An 18,466-nucleotide genomic window follows, 5' to 3' on the forward strand; every position below is an offset into this window, starting at 1 on the left:
TTTTTGGCCATGAAAAATCCCCTCCAAGTAATAGTGTAACATCCATGTGTATACATGGTCTTTTTCACACTGTCTACCTAAAGGGGATAATATCATTACTTTATCGGTCTTTTCCTTACCAAAGTTATATTTCAACTAACGCCTTTAATTGAAATCTTTTTGCGTCACCATTTTAATTCTTTTTCACTTTATAATACCCTCTACAAAAAATTGAGTGCTTCGGTTTCGCTCCTTTTAAAGAGCACTATTTTTTATCCATTCTGATTTACTCAATACATAATGATTATAAATTTGATTTTCTATCGTCTGTTGACTCAAATAAGCAAACCCGCATTTTTCAATAACTTTATTTGACGGTACGTTAATAATTAATGCAATTACGTTAAGGACATCCACATTTGTATTTTCAAACAAATAGCCGATCAAGCCTTTTGTCGCTTTCGTTGCATATCCATTATTATGATATTCACTTGAAACAGCATACATAATTTCTCTATTCGGTGCAGGAAGCTCATCTTTCATACTTGTGCAGCACCATCCAACAAATTCACTAGTCGTTTTCTTAAATATTCCTAGTCTTAATATGTGATCATCTATGTTAGTCTTAGTTTTGACTGCATTAAGAAATGCTTTGTTTTCTGGTATTTCATAATTTGTAACCCAATTAACTCGTTGTTCTTTCGTTGATTTCCAGTCCGGTAAAAACTTTTCTATCTCCGGTTGATTTGCTATTTTATAAATACTTTCTGCATCTTTAACCGTAAACTCTTGTAGATATATATCACCACAATCTATTCTAAATAACTTAGTCAAACTTTCTGCTCCCATGTTAATCCCCTTCCTTACGTTATAGCTCCTTAATCTGCTTCGTAAGTTCCATAAACCGTTCATCTAGTTCTTTATATTCTTTGTCCTTAGAAGTTAAAAAGCTTAATTTCCCTAATACTTCTTGTCTTTCTGTTTCTAACGTTAAACGTAGCTCTTCAATTTCATCTCTAGTTTTCGTAGGTTCTTCGAGCTGCTTTTGTATCGTATTGTTTAAAAATACGAGTTTTGCGGTAGTTGTTTTCTCCAGAAAATATCGATCGTGAGAAACGATAACGAGTGTTCCGTTATACTCAGCTAATGTGTCTTCAAGCTGTTCACGTGACGGCAGATCAAGGTGATTCGTCGGTTCATCTAAAATAAGTACATCTTTTTCATCTAAAATATAAGCCATGAGCTTACATTTTACTCGTTCCCCCATACTCATATACTCAATTGGCTCTTTCCATTGAGAAGCTTGGAAACCTAAATGTTTCATTAAATTTTGGACTTTTCCTCTTTCTTCAAATGTCTCTTTATAAAATAAATCTTCTGGTGTTTTATCGAGTGGTAAATCAAATACTTCTTGCGTTAAATAACCGATGTTTGCTGCTGGTGAAATCCATACTTCTCCTTCAACAGTTTCTGTTCCCATAATCATCTTCAGTAAAGTTGTTTTCCCGCTACCATTTGGTCCAATAATCGCAACCTTTTCACCATGCTGAATTGTAAAATTAACGTTTTCAAATAACGTTCGTTTATTAAATTCTTTCCGCAATTGTTTTACTTCTAAGAAACGTTTTCCTACTTTTTTACTCGCTTGAATAGAAAATTCAACTGAATAATCTTCTTTCACACGTTCTACTTTCGTTTTCTCTAGCTCTTTTTCAAGACGTTTTCGTTTCGATTTAACTTGCGCGTCCATTCGCTTCGCCTTTACACGATAAAATTCTTTCACTCCTTCTTGTTTTGTAGACTGCGCATGTGCCTTTTTTGACCATGAACTTAATTCTTTTATATGAGTTTCTACTTGTTCTATCTTCTTTTGTTGTTTTTCATATTCACGTTGCTGCGTCATTCTTTTATGCTCACGTGCTTTCATATAACTCGTATAATTCCCGCTATGGTCAATTAATTTCTTATCCTCAATTGACCATATTCTAGTTGAAACAACATCTAAAAAGTATCGATCATGTGATACGACGATTACTGTACCTTTTATATTTTTAATTTGTTTAATGAGAAATTCCGTACTCATCTCATCTAGATGATTTGTCGGTTCGTCTAATATTAAGACATTAGGATTTTCAGCAACCCCTTTTGCCAATCGAACTTTCAGCTTTTCACCACCACTTAAAGTAAGAAAATCGTTCGTTGGTACGCCCCATTTCGCAAGAAGTTCTGCTTCCTTTGCAATCATATCCTTGCTAACGAAAGATTCTTTTTCTTGTTCAACATATGCAGTTGTCATATTCATTTGCATCCATTCAACAGTACCTTTTGACGGTTCAATCTTCCCATTTATTAATTGAAGTAACGTTGATTTACCAGCCCCGTTTTTACCAATTAATCCAATAACATCCCCTTGTTTTACTGTCACATTCATTTTCTCTAACAAAGTATTTTCCTTTATTTCAACATAAACATCATTTAATTTTAATAGTTCTTTCATAATACCGATCCCTTTCATTAAGGGAGAATAAAAAAATCCTCCCAAATAAATTTGGCAGGATTAGTCATTAAAATATTTATACCCAAATAAGCTATTGCGCAACATAAATAGCAATACCGTTGTATGGAATTTGGGCAGACTAATCCTATTTTTTAGAAATTGAAATTTATTGAATTTCAACATTTAAAAATAAGATTAGTTAATCATCGTCCACCCATCATTCCTTTCCGTCGTTAGTAACCATATTGTACCATGATAGTACTGTATGAGTAAATGCAAATATATGTGCTATTATAAAGATTGCTTTCTTCTAGGTCTATTTATCATTTCTTAACTTCAAATCGAACAAGCATACTTTACATTTATTGTACTACTCTTCCTTAAGATTTCCCTAATAATAACTTTCTAAGTACTCCCTCTTATATAATTTTTATATAACTGTATGATCAATTGTATATTATACATACTACATTTCAGTTCTTATAATAAAGTTATCATTTTTAAGGAGGGATTCTACAATGGAATTTAGCAAACTTGGAAACAGTGGGTTAACAGTAAGTAAGATTGCATACAGGAACTGGATAAACCATGGCGGAAAAGTAAATGAAGATACTGCAAATGAATGTGTGAAAGCTGCATTAGATGTTGGAATTACAACGTTTGATACTGCAGATGTTTTTTCGGACACTATTGCCGAGGAAGTACTTGGTCGCTCTTTGAAAGGAATACGCCGAGAAAGTATAGAACTTTGTACAAAAGTATGCCATCCGACCGGACCTGGAAAAAATGATCGAGGTTTATCACGAAAACATATTATAGAAAATTGTAATGCATCGTTACAACGGCTACATACAGACTACATTGATGTCTATTATGCACATCGATTCGATACAAAAACACCTCTGGAAGAAACAATGTTAGCTTTTTCAGATCTTGTAAGACAAGGGAAAATCCTTTATTTAGGTGTAAGTGAATGGACATCGGAACAAATCACCCGCGGTGCAACACTTGCACGAGAATTGAAAATCCCTCTTATTGCAAGCCAACCTCAATATTCGATGTTGTGGCGAGTTATTGAAACAGATGTAATTCCAACATGTCAACGTGAAGGACTTGGTCAAATTGTTTGGTCTCCACTCGCACAAGGTATTCTCACTGGAAAATATCAACCAGGTAAACCATTGCCGACTCAATCACGTGCTAATTCAGATGCTGGAAAACCATTTTTCAATAAACTTGTGCAACGCTGGATGAGTGATGATGTACTTACTGCTATCCAGAAACTAAATCCTATTCCACGAGAAAATAATCTCACTCTATCTCAACTCGCAGTTGCATGGGTACTACAAAATCCAGCTGTTTCCTCTGCAATTATTGGCGCTTCCAATCCAGAGCAAATAAGAGAAAATGTAATTGCTTCTAGTGTTAAATTATCATCCGAAATTATGGATGAAATTGATAGCCTACTAAAAGATTTCATTGAGTATAATCCAAGTAAAACAGGTTAAATCGTTAGTGGTTTTTAAAAATATCGTAACTTTCCAAATTCTCTACTGCCCATCCAATCAAGGTGGGCCTTTACTTTTCAAATTCAAATTGTGAATTCGTATAAACCTCTCTAACAACTGCTAAGAAGTTCTCGAGCACGACAGACTTTTCATCTTGTCTCCATCCAGCGTATAAGTTTATCTCTGGTGTATGTTCCTGAATATCTTTATATATAACTCCCAATTTTTTATAACTTTCCACCGATGATGGAACGACAGAAATCCCCATTCCTGCTGCAACTAAATTAACAATCGTTTGCATTTGAATTGCTTCTTGAATAATATTTAAACTTACTCCATGTCCCCAAAAGTAACTAATAATTAAATCATAAAAGTTAGTACCAAAATGGCGAGGAAATAAAATGAATGGTTCATCCACTAGTTCTTTAATAGAAATATTAGGTAATGGAACTAAAGGGTGATCTTCATGTAATACTAATTTTAAGCGCTCCTCAGAACAAACTTCGGAAGATAATATTTCATTATTTTGCTCAGAGCGAATAAATCCAATATGAATTTGTTTTTCATAAAGCGCTTTTATTTGCTGGTCTGTTGTCATCTCACGTAATATGAGCTGTATTTTAGGAAAACGCTCTCGAAATTTTTTAAATATATCTATAACTGTTTCTGTAGAATCGACAAAACCAATGATTAAATGTCCTATCTTTCCTTCATCAGCAAGCTGTGTTTCTTTAATAGTTCTATCTACTTGAAGCAGCGTTTGTCGCGCACCTTCTAAAAATATTTTCCCGGCATCGGTAAGCTCAACCAATCGCTTTGTCCGGTAAAAAAGTTGAACCCCTAATTCATCTTCTAATTTACGAATCTCTTGGCTTAAAGGCGGTTGTGCCATCATAAGACGCTCTGCTGCACGACTAAAGTTTAATTCTTCTGCCACCGTTATGAAATATTTCATTTTTCGAATATCCATTACAATCCCCCTAACATTCACAACTAGTAAAAAAGCCCTCCTTCTAATAAATTGTAAATAAAAACAGGAGGAACTACATCAATCCCTTTTCGTTTCTTTTTTATCATAAATCATTTCATCAAAATACGAGAGATTTATACTAAGTTGAATTACATGTTTTGGGCAATTTCATTATTTGCATATATTATTTGTTTTACCATTTGGTTGAGTAACGAGTTCTTGATATTTTATTCACCTAATTATAAAAACAAAATGTCATTCGTTATCCTATAATCACTTATTGTTTTTCGATAAATTTTTATTGATTATTTCCATTTGATGAGCTATTATATGTTTGCAGAAAATATTAATGTAAGGATTTAATTTATGGACAGGACATTAAAAATCACAAAGTTAAATATGCTTTTACGGATTTTTCTCATCCCAATTATAGTAGGGATCATTGTTGGTATACTAACTAAATTGGGGCAAGGTATACTTCCAGGACATTGGAATTCATTAGCTAATCTAGGAAGCGTTTGGTTAGTTCCAACCTTTTTGTGGCTAGCTTTAGTTATTCTAAGCGTACAGCTATACTTTCCGGTATCCTTGCACTACTCGGTATGATATTAGGCTACTATGGTTATGCAATAGTTATTAAAAATGTAGCTCACTCTATTTATTTTATATCGGTATGGATTGTATGCGCATGTATAGGAGGAACTATCTTTGGAATTGCAGGTTTTCTATGGAAAGATACTACAAATCCACTTCATAAATTCGGAAGCGCACTTATTAGTGGAGTTTTTGTAACCGATGGACTTCACATTCTTTTAAATTTTGAAGACTATAGTCACATGTTACCTGTTGGATATACCGAAGTGATAGTCGGGATTATCTTAATTCTTGTGTTAGAACGCTCTAATGCTAATCGAATTTCTTCTTTCTTAATGATGGTTCCTATCACTATTTTAGGATTAATTGGATATAAATTATTAAGTTTGTTTGCTTAATATCATGAAAAAACAAAAGACTAATTCTATTATAATTCACAATACATATCACGAATTCGAACATTATCCTTATTAATGTTGATACACTTATTCATAGGACGGATTCATGAAGCTATCTCTTTCAAAGGGGTGGCTTTTTTCTTACAAAAACTATTTATCAGCTTTTTATTAAATACTTCTAATTTGACAATCGTATTTATTAGCGTGTCATTATACATACTAAGATGACCTGTTATCATTTCATATAATCGCTATAAAATAAGGCTAAAAAACTTATTTCCAAAGTTCTTTAGCCTAGATTACTTAGTTACACATTATAAAATTTAATTCGCACAACAGTGCCTTTACCAACTTCTGAGTCGATTTCTACACTATGTCCTAATTGTTTCGTAATTTCATATACAAGATATAGCCCCATTCCAGTTGATTCTTTAAAATCTCTACCGTTTTCTCCTGTAAAGAAAGGTTTAAACACTCTTGGTAAATCTTGCTTCGGTATCCCTACGCCATTATCGGTAATTTCAAGTATAACGTTATTATCTTCCTTACAAGCTTTCACTTTAATCTTCTCTCGACTACCAGCTGAATATTTAATCGCGTTAGATAGTATTTGTCCAATTAAAAATTGTAACCATTTCGCATCACTTTCTACAGTAATGTCCTTTTCAATTTTGAGCTCTGGATATACAAAATTCCGAATAAAGAAGCGTTTATGTTCATGTACAGAATCATTCACTATTTTATGTAGCTGTACTTTTTCCACATAAAAATCTTGTGTAAATGCTTCTAAACGTGCGACATACAGAGCCATATCTAGCCCCTTTTTCAGCCTATCTGTTTCCTCATTTATACTTTCAAAACGCGAATCTACTTCATCCTGTGTAATTAACTCTATTACAGATAAAGGTGTTTTCATTTGATGTATCCATTGATTCATAAAAGTTAGATGATCATTATTTTTTCTCTCTTGTATTTGGAGCTGATTTTGATAATGGCGATATTGTTCCTCAAGCAAGTTTTGAAGCGCAGTAGATAAAACTGCAAAATCTGATTTTTGAACAGACTCATCTAAAGAGTTCAACGGATTTGCTAACCGTTCATAGAAAGTACGATGGGTAAAGTAACGAAATACTAAATAACCTACCATAAAAAAGACACCTAAAAACATTGCATATAATGCCGTTGCAATATGATTATGCCCATCAAACCAATATACAAGAAATATGGCTAGTAGCTGGATTATTGTAAAACAAATGAGCGGTATATGATCACGAATAAACAACCTTATCATTTCTCCATACCAGTATCCCAAGTAATATGTAATCTATAACCGACACTACGGATCGTTTCAATTGCATCTTCAATCTGCAATGTTTTTAACTTTTTACGCACACGAGTTGTATTTACGCTTAAAGTATTATCATCAACATAAGATTCGCTATCCCATAATTTATTCAACAACACTTCTCTACCCACAACTCGCGGATAATTTTTCATTAACATCTCTAATAAAATAGCTTCGTTTCTCGTTATATCAATCTCTTGATTCTTAAGCTTCAATACAAGCCTTTCTGGATATAAACAAAGGCCTTGTTGCTCAATCATCCGTTCTTCTACTTTCGGTGCATAATCCCCGTAAGCACGTCTTAAATGACTACGAATTTTCGCCATTACAACTTCGTAATGGAAGGGCTTTGAAATAAAATCATCGCCTCCGTTTTCTAACGCCATAACTTGATCCATCGTGCCTTCACGAGCCGAAATAAATAATATCGGACATGTAGAAACTCCGCGAATTTGACGACACCAATAGTACCCATCAAAACTTGGTAAATTAATATCTAATAAAACTAACTCTGGTTGTTCTTCTAAAAAAATGTTTAATACATTTTGAAAATCCGATACAATAATTCCTTCATACCCGTATTTCGCAACATGTGTTGATAATAGTTCTGCAATTTTCATATCGTCTTCTACAATCATAATTTTAACCATGTATTTACTCCTTTTTCGATCCACAATCTTATATTCAATTATATAAAATAAATACTACCTTTTTTTATATAATCCGTAAATCAAAAAGGATACTTTTATACAAAAGCATCCTTCTTACATTATTCTTATTTAATATGAAATTTACTAAAGTCAAAACCTAACTTATCCACATAGTCCATACGTAGTTCCATTCGTGCTGTTTTAAGCGGGTCCACAACCTGACAAACTCTTAAATCGCCGGCAGCTGATAATAAAAGCGTTGCATCAGCTTTAGTCATTTCTAATTCTTCATGTAAAAATGTCACCATATTACGTACAGCGCGATTCGCTGCATCATCTAACAATTTCTCTGAAGCAATCGTTATTACTTTTTCTTTTTGGATAGCCATTGGTAGTGGCCATTTCTTTCCTTTTATAATTTGAACTGTTACCGTTACCTCACCAGCAACCTCTACTCCACTAACCCCAATTTCACCATCACCCATCGCTGCGTGTAAATCGCCTAATGCTAATAGGGCACCTGGAACATTTACAGGTAATAATAATGTTGTCCCTTCTTTTATTTCTTTACAGTCCATATTCCCGCCGTGATCATGCGGTGTACCACATGAAATGCTCTCTTCTTTTGGCGCAGTACCAATTACACCGATCATTGGATTAATCGGGATTTGGAGTTCATTCGAAAACAAAACATGCTCATTATGTATCGGGACGATTTTCACTGTATTTTCGGTTAGCTCTTCACCCATTACGCCAAGATTCGCACCTGTAGTTAAAACGCCTTGCTCTGCAATTTTAATCTTTTCAATCATTACAACTAATATATCACCAGGTTCTGCACCTTTAATATAAACAGGTCCAGTCGCCGGATTAATTCGATTCCAATCTAATTCTTGAAACGCAACATCTTCAGAATCAATTTGGTTTTCAAAGCAATCATATGTTTCAAATACAACACAACTTCCTGCTTCTACTTCCGTACACGGCTGATTATTTGGTGACATTGCGTAAATGATATGTTCTTTATGAATTCGATACATGTTATCTCTCCCCTTTTATATTGGTCTACAATTACTAATTAGCCTTTTTCGTAAAAGCTCCTGTTAAAAATTAATAAATTTACATATAGAAAAGCACCTAGCTTATTTTCATACATACACTCTTTACTATAACAGGTAAAGAAAGGTGATAGCACTATGCCCCTTATTCCATATAACGAAAGCGATGTTGATTTGCTAGCTCGCTTAATTCGTGCTGAAGCTGAAGGTGAAGGACGGCAAGGTGAACAACTTGTTGGTTGCGTAGTAGTAAATCGTGTATTTTGTGATTGTTTAGATTTTAAACAACTTCGATCTGTACGTGATGCAATATATCAAAGCCCTGGTGGATTTGAAGCGGTTCAATTCGGATATTTTTATCAACGCGCTCGTGATTCTGAAAAAGAAATTGCAAGAAAAGTTTTACAAGGTGAATGGCGCTGGCCAGCACGATGGGCTCTTTGGTATTTCCGTCCTGTTGGAGCTTGTCCACCTGAATGGTATAACCAGCCGTTTGTAGGGCAATTTAAAAGCCATTGCTTTTATGAGCCACGTGGTGATGAATGTCCGAAAATGTATTCACGATAGCAAAATTTGAAACGCAAGTACTTAGATCTCTTAGTACTTGCGTTTCTTTTAGTTTTTTAGAAATCTAATAATGTGATGAACTTTTCAACTCCTACAACATGTATTAATAACGGGATACGCGGGCCGCTAGACTGATTCATAATGAGCCTATACATTATAATAAATAATTGTTTTTGATTTTCTTTCATTATTTTTTTATTTTCATGATGACAAATCGAATACAATTGTTCCATTAAGTGAGAGTAATCTTTATTAGAACGAAGTATGGTGCAAGCTTCTACTAGCCACTCTTTCTGCTTTTCATCTAATGTGTTGTAAAACTCTGTATTTCTCTCTTGATTTACAGCAATTAATTTTTCAGTTTGAAAGTTTCTAACCCAATACTCTGCACGTTTGCTTATCGCTATCATATCGTCTAGTGCATAATTCCTATCTGTTTTTTCTAATATACCTTTTAAAATAGATGAATCAAAATTTAATAGCGGTAACGTTCCTGCTACTTGATTAAATTTCGGATATTCTTTAAATCCACTATCAACTTTAGAGAGTTTAATTGCATCAAATAAATCTTCATTTTTGAGCGTTTTATTCTCATAACTATCTTTCAATCGTTCATATTCTGTATAATTACGAATCACATCTTCATCAAAACCGATATGAAAAGCTGCGTTTGGTCTATATTTAGCAAACATGAAAAGAATCACTTCTGGTAAATACACTTTTAACAACTCACTAGGTGTAATACTATTCCCTGAAGAACTTGACATTTTTTCGTGATGCCCTTTTATTCCAATGAAATCATACGCAACGTAATGAGGCGCTTCACGATTGAATATGTCCCTTGCGATTTCCTTGGATACATTATAACTACCCGTTTCTGATGAATGATCTCTTCCACCCGGTTCAAAAATAACATCCTCTATCATCCACCTCATCGGCCAATCGATTTTCCAATTCAGTTTCATTATATTTGTATTTAATACCGATAATTCATTTTGATTTCCACATATACATTCATACCGTACTGTTTTTAATACTTCATCAAAATGTGTAATCGTTGTTGAATCTTTCTCGCATTTCTCACAATATAACGTAATAGGATAAAAATCCTCTCGCTCTTCTTCACTACACTCTCCAGTTTTAAAACTCATTAAAATATCGTATATTTCTTTTCTTCTATATAAAGCCTCTAATATATTTTTGTTATACCTTCCGCTTCTATATTCAGCATGTTGATATATGAATTCCGCTTCAATCCCAAATACTTGAAGTGATTTCTCAAACTCTTTTTCAAAATGCTCTGCATACGAATTATGACAGTCATATGGATCTGGAATATCACAGTATGGCATACCAATATATTTCGCAAAAGATGGATCAATATTTTTAGGGACTTTTCTAAACCTATCATAATCATCCCATGAAAATATAAAACGAGTCTTTTTCCCTAAATCTTGAAGGGCTCTTACAACGAAATAAGTCGTTATTATTTCACGAAAATTCCCGATATGAACAGAACCAGATGGACTGATTCCAGATGCGCAAACAAAAGTTTCTTTGTTTGGATGTTTTCTTATTAATTCATGTGCTACTTCATACGCCCAATGCATATATTACTCACCTCAATTTTTTTGTTTTCACACTTTCAGTTTTATGCAATAAAAAAACTCCCACCCCCAAGATTATTCATCTTGAGGACGAGAGTTGTTAGCTTCGCGGTACCACCTCAGTTTGTTAATATGTCGCCATATTAACCTCTTCAGGTACGGCTAAATTTGCGTATACCCTATCTCTATAACGGGAGAACCCGTCGCACCATCCCTAAACAAATTAGTTCCTTGCGCAGCTCCAAGTCTTTTTTCGTCAAGATGTATACCGCTCTTTCTCAGCTACCAGAGCTCTCTGTACGTATCCTTTTCTTAACTACTCTTCTCTTCCATGCCATTTTATATATTAGTTTTTTCATATGATAATTTATAATACCTTTATTGTCAAACTTTTCCGAACGAAAAAGCTATCTAAATAAATGCTTTATCGCTTCTAATTGAATTTTGTGGCTACATTCATCACAACAATATGTCCCTTTTGGTTTTTCTTTAAATCTCTTATATTTTTCGCTTCCTTCGTATACACGGAATTTATTTTTACAAGAAAAACAAACAATTTCATAAAACATCATATGCATTTCCCTCTCCATGTTTATAAATTTTTTATCCCTTAAGAAAATCAATTTTCTATAGTACAAATCTTAATACCCTCTGACTAAAAGGTTTATCTTTATTCTCATCGAATTATAAAGATATCTTATAAAGCGAGGTGAAAATCTTGATCAGTAATGTAGAATTGGTTTTAGATGCTAAAGCTAGTTTAGCTGAAGGGCCTTGTTGGAATGAAAAAAAGCAACTTTTATACTGGGTTGATATTATGGAGAAACAATTATGCATATTTAATCCTACTACTAATACAAACCGAGTAATTGCTCTCAATCAACAAATCGGCTGTGTTGTTCCATATTTAGATGACGTACTACTCCTAGCTATGGAAAACGGCTTTTATTCTATTAATGTAAAAACAGAAAAACTAACACATATTTTTGATCCTGAACCACATTTATTTGAAAATCGTTTTAACGATGGAAAATGTGATCCAGCAGGACGTTTTTGGGCAGGTACTACAGATACATACGGTATAAATGCTGCTGGTTCCTTGTATTGTTTAAATAATAATTTAAAGGTAGAGAAAAAAGTTTCACATGTAAATACATCAAATGGCATAGCTTGGTCACCTGACCATACATACCTTTACTATATTGATACACCTACTAAAAAAGTAGTTCGTTTTCATTATGATATATGCTCTGGAGTAATTCGTAATCCAAGTGATGTAATCATTTTTCCTGAAAATGAAGGTCTACCTGATGGTATGACAATTGACGAGGAAGGGTGTTTATGGATTGCTCATTGGGGAGGTTCAAAGATTACTAGATGGGACCCTTCAACTGGAGAACAAATATTAAGTATTCCAATTCCAGCGCTATATGTAACGTCTTGTACATTTGGAGGTACTAATTTAACAGACCTATATGTTACAACAGCCAGAACAAGAATGACGGATGACGAATTAAAAATATATCCACAAGCCGGTGGTATTTTTCGAATTCAAACAAATATAAAAGGTTGTCCTACCCATTCATTTCGCAATAATAATATTGGAGCTGAAACTATATGAACCGTATCGATCACATAAGACACGAAGAAAAGAAATATCATGATCTTTGTTATGAACAATACAAACTATTTGAAACTGGCTCTTGGCTTTACAAACCGGTTAAAACAGTTATGGACTTAATGGCTTACTTTGAAGGACAAAACAACTTGCAAGTACTTGATCTCGGCTCTGGCGTTGGAAGAAATAGCATTCCAATTGCACAAAAAATAAAAAATGCTAGTGGTACTGTTACTTGTGTGGACTTACTAGATTCCGCTTTAACAAAATTACAAACTTATAGCAAAGAATATGATGTATTTGAAGTTATAAAAACAGAACAAGCAGCAATTGAAAACTACTATATTGCCCCTAACACTTATGATTATATCGTTGCAGTATCAAGTTTAGAGCATGTCAAATCAGAAAAAGATTTAACAAACGTGCTCCATTCTATGAAAAAAGGTACAAAGACTGGTGGTATCAATTGTTTAATTATTAACTCTAACATACAAGAAATTGACTTACATACGAATGAAGAATTAGATGCTTTAATTGAAATTAATCTTCCTACTGTAGATATGATACATCTATTAAAAAACATTTATAAAGACTGGCAAAAAATAAAAATTGAAATACGAGAATTAGCTTATGATATAGTTCGAAACGATAGACACATTCAATTAAAAACAAATGCTATTACTTTTGTCGTTCAGAAATAATCATATAATAAAAATAAGACTTTTCCCCTCAGATTCATTTTTATTGTACGAGATTATTATCTTTAAATATTTATTGAACAAAGCACAAAAACCATGCTTCGGTATCATTAGAAACATGGTTTTTATTATTGATTATACTAAACTACTTAACTATTTAATGAATTCATTAACTGGAAGAAATGTTCCGGTTCATGTGTCTTATTTAATTCATATCATGAATGGAGTGTATCTGGCGCAAAGACATCTAATGTTTTCAGAACTTCCACTGCAAATTCCAAAGGTGCTACTCCAGATGCAGTAATAAGATTTTCACCAGACGCTACAGGTTCCATTTCATATGAATTTTCCCCTTTATATGTAGGACAAATATAGGTGCTAAACCTTTTTTGAAATATCTCCCTGTATTTAGTTCCGCAATTAAATGTCCGTATTCCAAATCTGACATCGTATGAAATACATATAAATAAGCTTTTCTTGTTTGCATTCATTAACACTTCATTCACAACTTAATCTCATCTTTTCTAAAAGATAATCTATCTATTATTTTTAATTGCTTGTCGAGCAATTTCTTTATCATCAAAATGAATAGTCGAATCTTTTAATATTTGATACGTTTCATGCCCTTTTCCCGCAATCAAAACAATATCATTAGAAGATGCCATTTGTATCGCATGATTTATAGCTAGTTCGCGATCAACTTCTACTTTATAATTCAAATTATTATTTTGTGAAAATCCTTTTTCAATATCTTTCATTATTGCCTGTGGATCTTCCGAACGTGGATTGTCAGAAGTAATAAAAACAAAATCGCTATAACTTCCAGCAATTTCACCCATTATAGGTCGTTTTTTCGCATCTCTATCTCCACCACAACCGAAAACAGTAATGATTTTCCCATTTGAAAACTCGCTAATTGTTGAAAGGACATTTTCTAACGCGTCAGGTGTGTGTGCATAGTCCACTATTACAAGGAAATCTTGGTTTTCATCTATGATTTCCATTCTACCTTCAATGCTCTTTAAGTTAGATAAGCTGTCACTAATGTTTGTAAGTGGAATACCTTCAACCATTGCAGCTGTTATTGCTGCTAAGGCATTATATATATTAAAACGGCCTACTAGATTTAGATTAATTTCTATTTCTCCATTAAAGGAAGAAACTAAAAACTGAATTCCTTTTGAACTTAAAGTTATGTTCTTCGCTTGAACATCTGCACCATTATTTATCCCATATGTAATCACTTCAGCAGAAGTAATTTTTTTAAAGTATTCTACCGATGGATCGTCTGCATTCAAAATAGCAATTTTTTTATTTGGAGTAGAAAAATCATTTCCTAATCTTGAAAAAAGAAGACCTTTTACTTGTTTATATTCCTCAAATGTTCCGTGATAATCCAAATGATCTTGCGTTAAATTTGTGAAAACAGCAGTTTTAAAGTTACATCCTTTAACCCTCTCCATATGCAACCCTTGTGACGTAACTTCCATAACACAATAATCTGCATTTTGATTTTTCATCATTTGCAAATTCCGTTGAAGTATCGGAGGTTCTTGCGTATTAATATCAGTAGAATACCATTTCGAACCAACTTTCACTCCGTTATTCCCCATTAGCCCTGTTTGAAATCCATAATCAGTTAAAATTTTTTCAATTAAATAGGAAGTCGTTGTTTTACCATTCGTTCCTGTAATTCCAATTAGCTTCATTTTATTGGATGGATAACCATAGAAATGTGATGCAATAACTGCCATAGCATACCTAGCATCTTTAACAATTATTTTAGGTATTTCAATGTTTACATCTCTTTCTACAATTAACGCCACAGCTCCATTTTTTAATGCATCTTCAACAAATTGATGTCGATCTTCAAGAAAACCATCAATACCTGATACACATATAAAAAGATTTCCGCTAGTGATCTTTCTCGAATCCATTTCTAATCCCGTAATTTCTACATTCATATCGCCAATGGTTTCTTTAATCGATAACAAATTCGCCAACTCTTTTAGTTTCAAATCCCCCGCCTCCTTACACATTTCCCTATTCATTTTACCACTTTATACAAAATAATGGTTTGAAATACCATATGAATCATCTTAAATAAAAAATAAAAGAGCACTTGTTTCCGCAAGTGCTCTTTTTGGGGATTTTGAGATATCCTATTAACGAAAGTTAAGGTTACTTAAAGTTAAAAGGTATTTATATTATATGCTTGTCCTTTTTATTTGTGCATTATTAATATATAAACATTTATAATAACTTCAAATTATAGTTCTTTCTTACATTTTATCATTAAGAAATTAATTGCAGGCTTATTTTCCATGATCTTATTTGGTTCGTCAATTTCTGAAACTTGTACTAATCCATATTTTTTAAAATCATTTTTTACAGATTCAGAATCATAGAAGAACATTTTTACGCCTTCCATTACCTCATAATAGTCTTTATCCAACTGTTTTCCTTTTCCGTACATGGGAGCTTTTTTAGAAACTGTTGTAAAAACCAAATACCCTCCTGGTTTTAACTGATTATAACAATCTTTAATAAAATTCTCTCGCTCCTCCCCATTCAATAAATGGAGAAGTGCATGACTAAATATCCCATCATAAAGTTTATTATCAAAAGGCATTTCGTTTACCGAACCGTGATACATACGAACATCTTCTAGTCCGTTTTGTTTTGCTAAGTCAATGGCTGTTTTTGAAATTTCAATACCTGTTACATTTATACCATTTTCGATAAACACCTTTGCGTTTCTTCCGTATCCAATACCCGGTACTAATATGTCTTTAACGTTCTTTTCCAGAAAAAATTTTTTTGTCAAAATTGCAGATTCTGTAGGTTCAAATCCCCACATCGTTTGTTTCTCAATAAAGCTTGATTCCCAAAATTCCATTATATTTCTATCTCCTTATTCTTATCTCATTTTTAGTACCATATAAAAGACAAATAAATTTAAACGGTGCGGCTCCTTGTGCCAAATTAAATTTCTATGATTCTAATACAAGAAGGTATATGTATTATTAATACCTATGTTATTTCTTCTATTCAAAATAATTAACGTGGTCAATGAGCCCCATTGAATATAGCATAATAATAAGTCTATATCTATTATAAAGATTGGTTTAAAGTCCACCCTACTTTATGAATTCGTACGTTTGTAGAAAAATAAAAAGCACCCGAATGGATGCATAGAGTAAACTTATTCATTATTACTTTCTTCACTTTCATCATCAACTGGTTTCGAGTCTAACATGTTGCCTATATCAGGCGGCAAAGCTAACTCTATACCAGCTACTGGTTGATTATCTTCATTAAACCATTGTTTCTTAAATTTAATCAATTCTTCATTTTTCTTATTTTCATCCATATTATCCCGCCTTTTATGTATGATATTAAAGACTTTATTTAATATGTACATTTAGAAAGATAATATACTACTTATCAACTATTACACTATTTATACTGTTCGCGCATAAAAAAAGAGCAAAAACCTTCTCTGTTTACACAACCCGTTGTACCTATAAAAATTCCCTTATATGTTACTCCTCGTTTTGTTATCATATTTGTGACGAAATATATGTGAGCTACGTGATAAGTACTTGGTCATTTTATTCATATGAGACAAATACTTTTAAAGGAGTAATTATCTCTTCACTCAATTTCTCAAAACATTTTTCAAGTGCAGTATAATGAATTTCATATTGAAAAATCTCTTCTATCCATGGCGTCTGTTCTATTTGACTAAAAAACCAATCTGCATGTTTTTGATAATCATATCCATCACTTGAACCAATGATTTGCAATTCTTTTCGATAAAAGTCGGCGGTTAATGTTAAGTCTTCTATATTACCATCAGAAAGAATACATATCGCCCCATTACTATTAATAGCCTTTTGCAATGTGTGAAACCCTCTATTTGTAGCAGAACATTCGAAACCGTAATTATACGTATCTATAATTTTCTCTTCCGAATCATAGAGGTTTTTCGCACCAAATTTCTTTGCAAATTCTCTTCTATTTCTATTAGGCTCAACAACATCCACATGCTTAACACCTACATAGCATTTTAAAAAATAACAAGCTAGTAAACCGATAACTCCCATTCCAGTTATAAGTACTTTTTCATCCTGTCGCGGGTTTAGTTTCAATACTCCTTTAGCAGCATCACACGAAAGGATAGTTAATAAAGCAACTTTAGGTTTTATATAACTAGGCACCCGAATTACTTTATTCTCCTTAACTATTCCTATCTTTTCATGTCCATAAAAAGAAATTACTTTATCGCCTACGTTTAAATTTGTTACTTTATTCCCAACTTGAATAACTTCACCATAACTTTCATATCCAGTTTTTCTTGGATAAAAAGGATTGATATCTGTAACATCAGACCCATTATACTGTGGTAACTCTGCGCCAATACTTATTGCACCTGCAATTGTTTTAACGATAATTTCATCATCCTGTATAGACTTAATTTCGCACGTTTGCCACTTAAGCTGTTTTGGTCCTTCTAAAACTAATTTATATTGTTCCATTCATATATCCTCTCTTTTATCCGGCTATTTGCGGGGATTTGGCCGATAATCACTGGGAGATGAACCCCCCCAATGATTTAAAAAATATATTCAAAGTAGCCCTTAAATTATTTATAATAATTAATGTGAATGTTTCATCCGAAATTTAAGCTATACAGTTGGCTAGCAACCAACAGTGATAATATGATAATTGAATTTGATGGATATGGAATAAATGAGTATGTTATTGGCCTTAATTGTTCTCTAAACGAATTTATAATAATGTATTTAAATGTAAAAAACGAAGAGATGTCTAATGAAGATCTTCTAAGCTTATTTTGTGCACAGTACCATTATGAAAAAATCCCAAAATTACTACAAGAAGACGTAATGAGCGATGTTGTCATTGATTTAGATACGGACTATATTTATATCCCTAATAGATAACAGTAAATTA

Annotated in this window: 17 protein-coding genes, 2 pseudogenes and 1 other annotated feature; of the genes and pseudogenes, 6 read left to right on the forward strand and 13 right to left on the reverse strand. The window is 32.9% G+C overall.

Annotated elements, in window-relative coordinates:
- Positions 1-234: 234 nt before the first annotated feature.
- Both ACUXEY_RS22805 and abc-f read right to left on the reverse strand, forming a co-directional pair.
- Positions 235-828 carry a GNAT family N-acetyltransferase gene (locus tag ACUXEY_RS22805; RefSeq protein WP_461301660.1) on the reverse strand — a complete coding sequence of 198 codons (594 nt, stop codon included), beginning with the start codon at positions 826-828 and terminating at the stop codon, positions 235-237.
- A gap of 19 nt (positions 829-847) precedes the next feature.
- Positions 848-2,476 carry a ribosomal protection-like ABC-F family protein gene (gene abc-f, locus ACUXEY_RS22810; RefSeq protein ID WP_461301661.1) on the reverse strand — a complete coding sequence of 543 codons (1,629 nt, stop codon included), beginning with the start codon at positions 2,474-2,476 and terminating at the stop codon, positions 848-850.
- A 518-nt stretch (positions 2,477-2,994) separates the two neighbouring features.
- Here abc-f and ACUXEY_RS22815 point away from each other — a divergent pair.
- Positions 2,995-3,984 carry an aldo/keto reductase family protein gene (locus ACUXEY_RS22815; RefSeq protein ID WP_461301662.1) on the forward strand — a complete coding sequence of 330 codons (990 nt, stop codon included), beginning with the start codon at positions 2,995-2,997 and terminating at the stop codon, positions 3,982-3,984.
- Positions 3,985-4,054: 70 nt separating this feature from the next.
- On the opposite strand, the gene ACUXEY_RS22820 is transcribed toward ACUXEY_RS22815, so the two are convergent.
- Entirely contained in the window at positions 4,055-4,954 is a 900-nt protein-coding gene (locus ACUXEY_RS22820; protein WP_461301663.1) for a LysR family transcriptional regulator, read from the reverse strand.
- A 366-nt stretch (positions 4,955-5,320) separates the two neighbouring features.
- On the opposite strand from ACUXEY_RS22820, the pseudogene ACUXEY_RS22825 reads away from it, so the two are divergent.
- Positions 5,321-5,946 (forward strand): annotated as a pseudogene (locus ACUXEY_RS22825) (DUF6518 family protein).
- Positions 5,947-6,253: 307 nt separating this feature from the next.
- On the opposite strand, the gene ACUXEY_RS22830 reads toward ACUXEY_RS22825, so the two are convergent.
- The 3 genes from ACUXEY_RS22830 to ACUXEY_RS22840 form a co-directional block, all read right to left on the reverse strand.
- Entirely contained in the window at positions 6,254-7,237 is a 984-nt protein-coding gene (locus tag ACUXEY_RS22830) for a sensor histidine kinase (RefSeq protein ID WP_166704949.1), read from the reverse strand.
- The gene (locus ACUXEY_RS22835; protein WP_166704948.1) at positions 7,234-7,941 is read right to left on the reverse strand and encodes a response regulator transcription factor; all 708 of its coding nucleotides are present in this window, start codon (positions 7,939-7,941) and stop codon (positions 7,234-7,236) included. The genes ACUXEY_RS22830 and ACUXEY_RS22835 overlap by 4 nt, the downstream gene beginning before the upstream one ends.
- Positions 7,942-8,066: 125 nt before the next feature.
- Positions 8,067-8,981 (reverse strand): acetamidase/formamidase family protein, encoded by a 915-nt coding sequence (locus ACUXEY_RS22840; RefSeq protein ID WP_461301664.1) that lies wholly within the window; start codon positions 8,979-8,981, stop codon positions 8,067-8,069.
- A 156-nt stretch (positions 8,982-9,137) separates the two neighbouring features.
- On the opposite strand from ACUXEY_RS22840, the gene ACUXEY_RS22845 reads away from it, so the two are divergent.
- A complete protein-coding gene (locus ACUXEY_RS22845) occupies positions 9,138-9,566 on the forward strand; it encodes a cell wall hydrolase (protein WP_429601272.1) in 429 nt (142 codons plus the stop codon).
- Between the two features lie 56 nt (positions 9,567-9,622).
- On the opposite strand, the gene lysS is transcribed toward ACUXEY_RS22845, so the two are convergent.
- Together lysS and ACUXEY_RS22855 are read right to left on the reverse strand one after the other, a co-directional pair.
- The gene (gene lysS, locus ACUXEY_RS22850) at positions 9,623-11,176 is read right to left on the reverse strand and encodes a lysine--tRNA ligase (RefSeq protein ID WP_461301665.1); all 1,554 of its coding nucleotides are present in this window, start codon (positions 11,174-11,176) and stop codon (positions 9,623-9,625) included.
- Between the two features lie 80 nt (positions 11,177-11,256).
- Positions 11,257-11,514 (reverse strand) — a binding site (T-box leader).
- Positions 11,515-11,580: 66 nt separating this feature from the next.
- Positions 11,581-11,751: a DUF2197 domain-containing protein gene (locus ACUXEY_RS22855; protein WP_128974826.1), complete on the reverse strand. Its 171-nt coding sequence runs from the start codon at positions 11,749-11,751 to the stop codon at positions 11,581-11,583.
- A gap of 140 nt (positions 11,752-11,891) precedes the next feature.
- On the opposite strand from ACUXEY_RS22855, the gene ACUXEY_RS22860 reads away from it, so the two are divergent.
- Together ACUXEY_RS22860 and ACUXEY_RS22865 are read left to right on the forward strand one after the other, a co-directional pair.
- Entirely contained in the window at positions 11,892-12,794 is a 903-nt protein-coding gene (locus tag ACUXEY_RS22860) for an SMP-30/gluconolactonase/LRE family protein (protein ID WP_166704944.1), read from the forward strand.
- Positions 12,791-13,492, forward strand: a complete 702-nt coding sequence (locus ACUXEY_RS22865; RefSeq protein WP_461301666.1) for a class I SAM-dependent methyltransferase — start codon at positions 12,791-12,793, stop codon at positions 13,490-13,492. Before ACUXEY_RS22860 ends, ACUXEY_RS22865 begins: the two co-directional genes overlap by 4 nt.
- 146 nt (positions 13,493-13,638) lie before the next feature.
- Here ACUXEY_RS22865 and ACUXEY_RS22870 read toward each other — a convergent pair.
- From ACUXEY_RS22870 to ACUXEY_RS22890, 5 genes and pseudogenes are all read right to left on the reverse strand, one after another.
- A pseudogene (locus ACUXEY_RS22870) lies at positions 13,639-13,976 on the reverse strand (hypothetical protein).
- A 49-nt stretch (positions 13,977-14,025) separates the two neighbouring features.
- The gene (locus tag ACUXEY_RS22875; protein WP_461301667.1) at positions 14,026-15,507 is read right to left on the reverse strand and encodes a UDP-N-acetylmuramoyl-L-alanyl-D-glutamate--2,6-diaminopimelate ligase; all 1,482 of its coding nucleotides are present in this window, start codon (positions 15,505-15,507) and stop codon (positions 14,026-14,028) included.
- Positions 15,508-15,758: 251 nt separating this feature from the next.
- Positions 15,759-16,388 (reverse strand): class I SAM-dependent methyltransferase, encoded by a 630-nt coding sequence (locus ACUXEY_RS22880; protein WP_461301668.1) that lies wholly within the window; start codon positions 16,386-16,388, stop codon positions 15,759-15,761.
- 306 nt (positions 16,389-16,694) lie between these two features.
- Complete coding sequence (locus ACUXEY_RS22885; protein WP_166704940.1) at positions 16,695-16,862, reverse strand: hypothetical protein; 168 nt, start codon at positions 16,860-16,862, stop codon at positions 16,695-16,697.
- A gap of 241 nt (positions 16,863-17,103) precedes the next feature.
- Entirely contained in the window at positions 17,104-18,030 is a 927-nt protein-coding gene (locus ACUXEY_RS22890) for a zinc-binding dehydrogenase (RefSeq protein ID WP_166704939.1), read from the reverse strand.
- A 183-nt stretch (positions 18,031-18,213) separates the two neighbouring features.
- Here ACUXEY_RS22890 and ACUXEY_RS22895 point away from each other — a divergent pair, with 183 nt between their 5' ends.
- Positions 18,214-18,456, forward strand: a complete 243-nt coding sequence (locus ACUXEY_RS22895) for a hypothetical protein (RefSeq protein ID WP_166704938.1) — start codon at positions 18,214-18,216, stop codon at positions 18,454-18,456.
- Positions 18,457-18,466: the final 10 nt, after the last annotated feature.

The sequence above is a fragment of the Bacillus sp. F9_6S_D1_P_5 genome (genome assembly GCF_054823925.1).

Excerpts from the sequence above, each read along its gene's own strand:
- ACUXEY_RS22805 (WP_461301660.1), bottom strand. The coding sequence starts at position 828 with ATGGGAGCAGAAAGTTTGACTAAGTTATTTAGAATAGATTGTGGTGAT.
- abc-f (WP_461301661.1), bottom strand. The coding sequence starts at position 2,476 with ATGAAAGAACTATTAAAATTAAATGATGTTTATGTTGAAATAAAGGAA.
- ACUXEY_RS22815 (WP_461301662.1), top strand. The coding sequence starts at position 2,995 with ATGGAATTTAGCAAACTTGGAAACAGTGGGTTAACAGTAAGTAAGATT.
- ACUXEY_RS22820 (WP_461301663.1), bottom strand. The coding sequence starts at position 4,954 with ATGGATATTCGAAAAATGAAATATTTCATAACGGTGGCAGAAGAATTA.
- ACUXEY_RS22830 (WP_166704949.1), bottom strand. The coding sequence starts at position 7,237 with ATGATAAGGTTGTTTATTCGTGATCATATACCGCTCATTTGTTTTACA.
- ACUXEY_RS22835 (WP_166704948.1), bottom strand. The coding sequence starts at position 7,941 with ATGGTTAAAATTATGATTGTAGAAGACGATATGAAAATTGCAGAACTA.
- ACUXEY_RS22840 (WP_461301664.1), bottom strand. The coding sequence starts at position 8,981 with ATGTATCGAATTCATAAAGAACATATCATTTACGCAATGTCACCAAAT.
- ACUXEY_RS22845 (WP_429601272.1), top strand. The coding sequence starts at position 9,138 with ATGCCCCTTATTCCATATAACGAAAGCGATGTTGATTTGCTAGCTCGC.
- lysS (WP_461301665.1), bottom strand. The coding sequence starts at position 11,176 with ATGCATTGGGCGTATGAAGTAGCACATGAATTAATAAGAAAACATCCA.
- ACUXEY_RS22855 (WP_128974826.1), bottom strand. The coding sequence starts at position 11,751 with ATGCATATGATGTTTTATGAAATTGTTTGTTTTTCTTGTAAAAATAAA.
- ACUXEY_RS22865 (WP_461301666.1), top strand. The coding sequence starts at position 12,791 with ATGAACCGTATCGATCACATAAGACACGAAGAAAAGAAATATCATGAT.
- ACUXEY_RS22880 (WP_461301668.1), bottom strand. The coding sequence starts at position 16,388 with ATGGAATTTTGGGAATCAAGCTTTATTGAGAAACAAACGATGTGGGGA.
- ACUXEY_RS22885 (WP_166704940.1), bottom strand. The coding sequence starts at position 16,862 with ATGGATGAAAATAAGAAAAATGAAGAATTGATTAAATTTAAGAAACAA.
- ACUXEY_RS22890 (WP_166704939.1), bottom strand. The coding sequence starts at position 18,030 with ATGGAACAATATAAATTAGTTTTAGAAGGACCAAAACAGCTTAAGTGG.
- ACUXEY_RS22895 (WP_166704938.1), top strand. The coding sequence starts at position 18,214 with ATGATAATTGAATTTGATGGATATGGAATAAATGAGTATGTTATTGGC.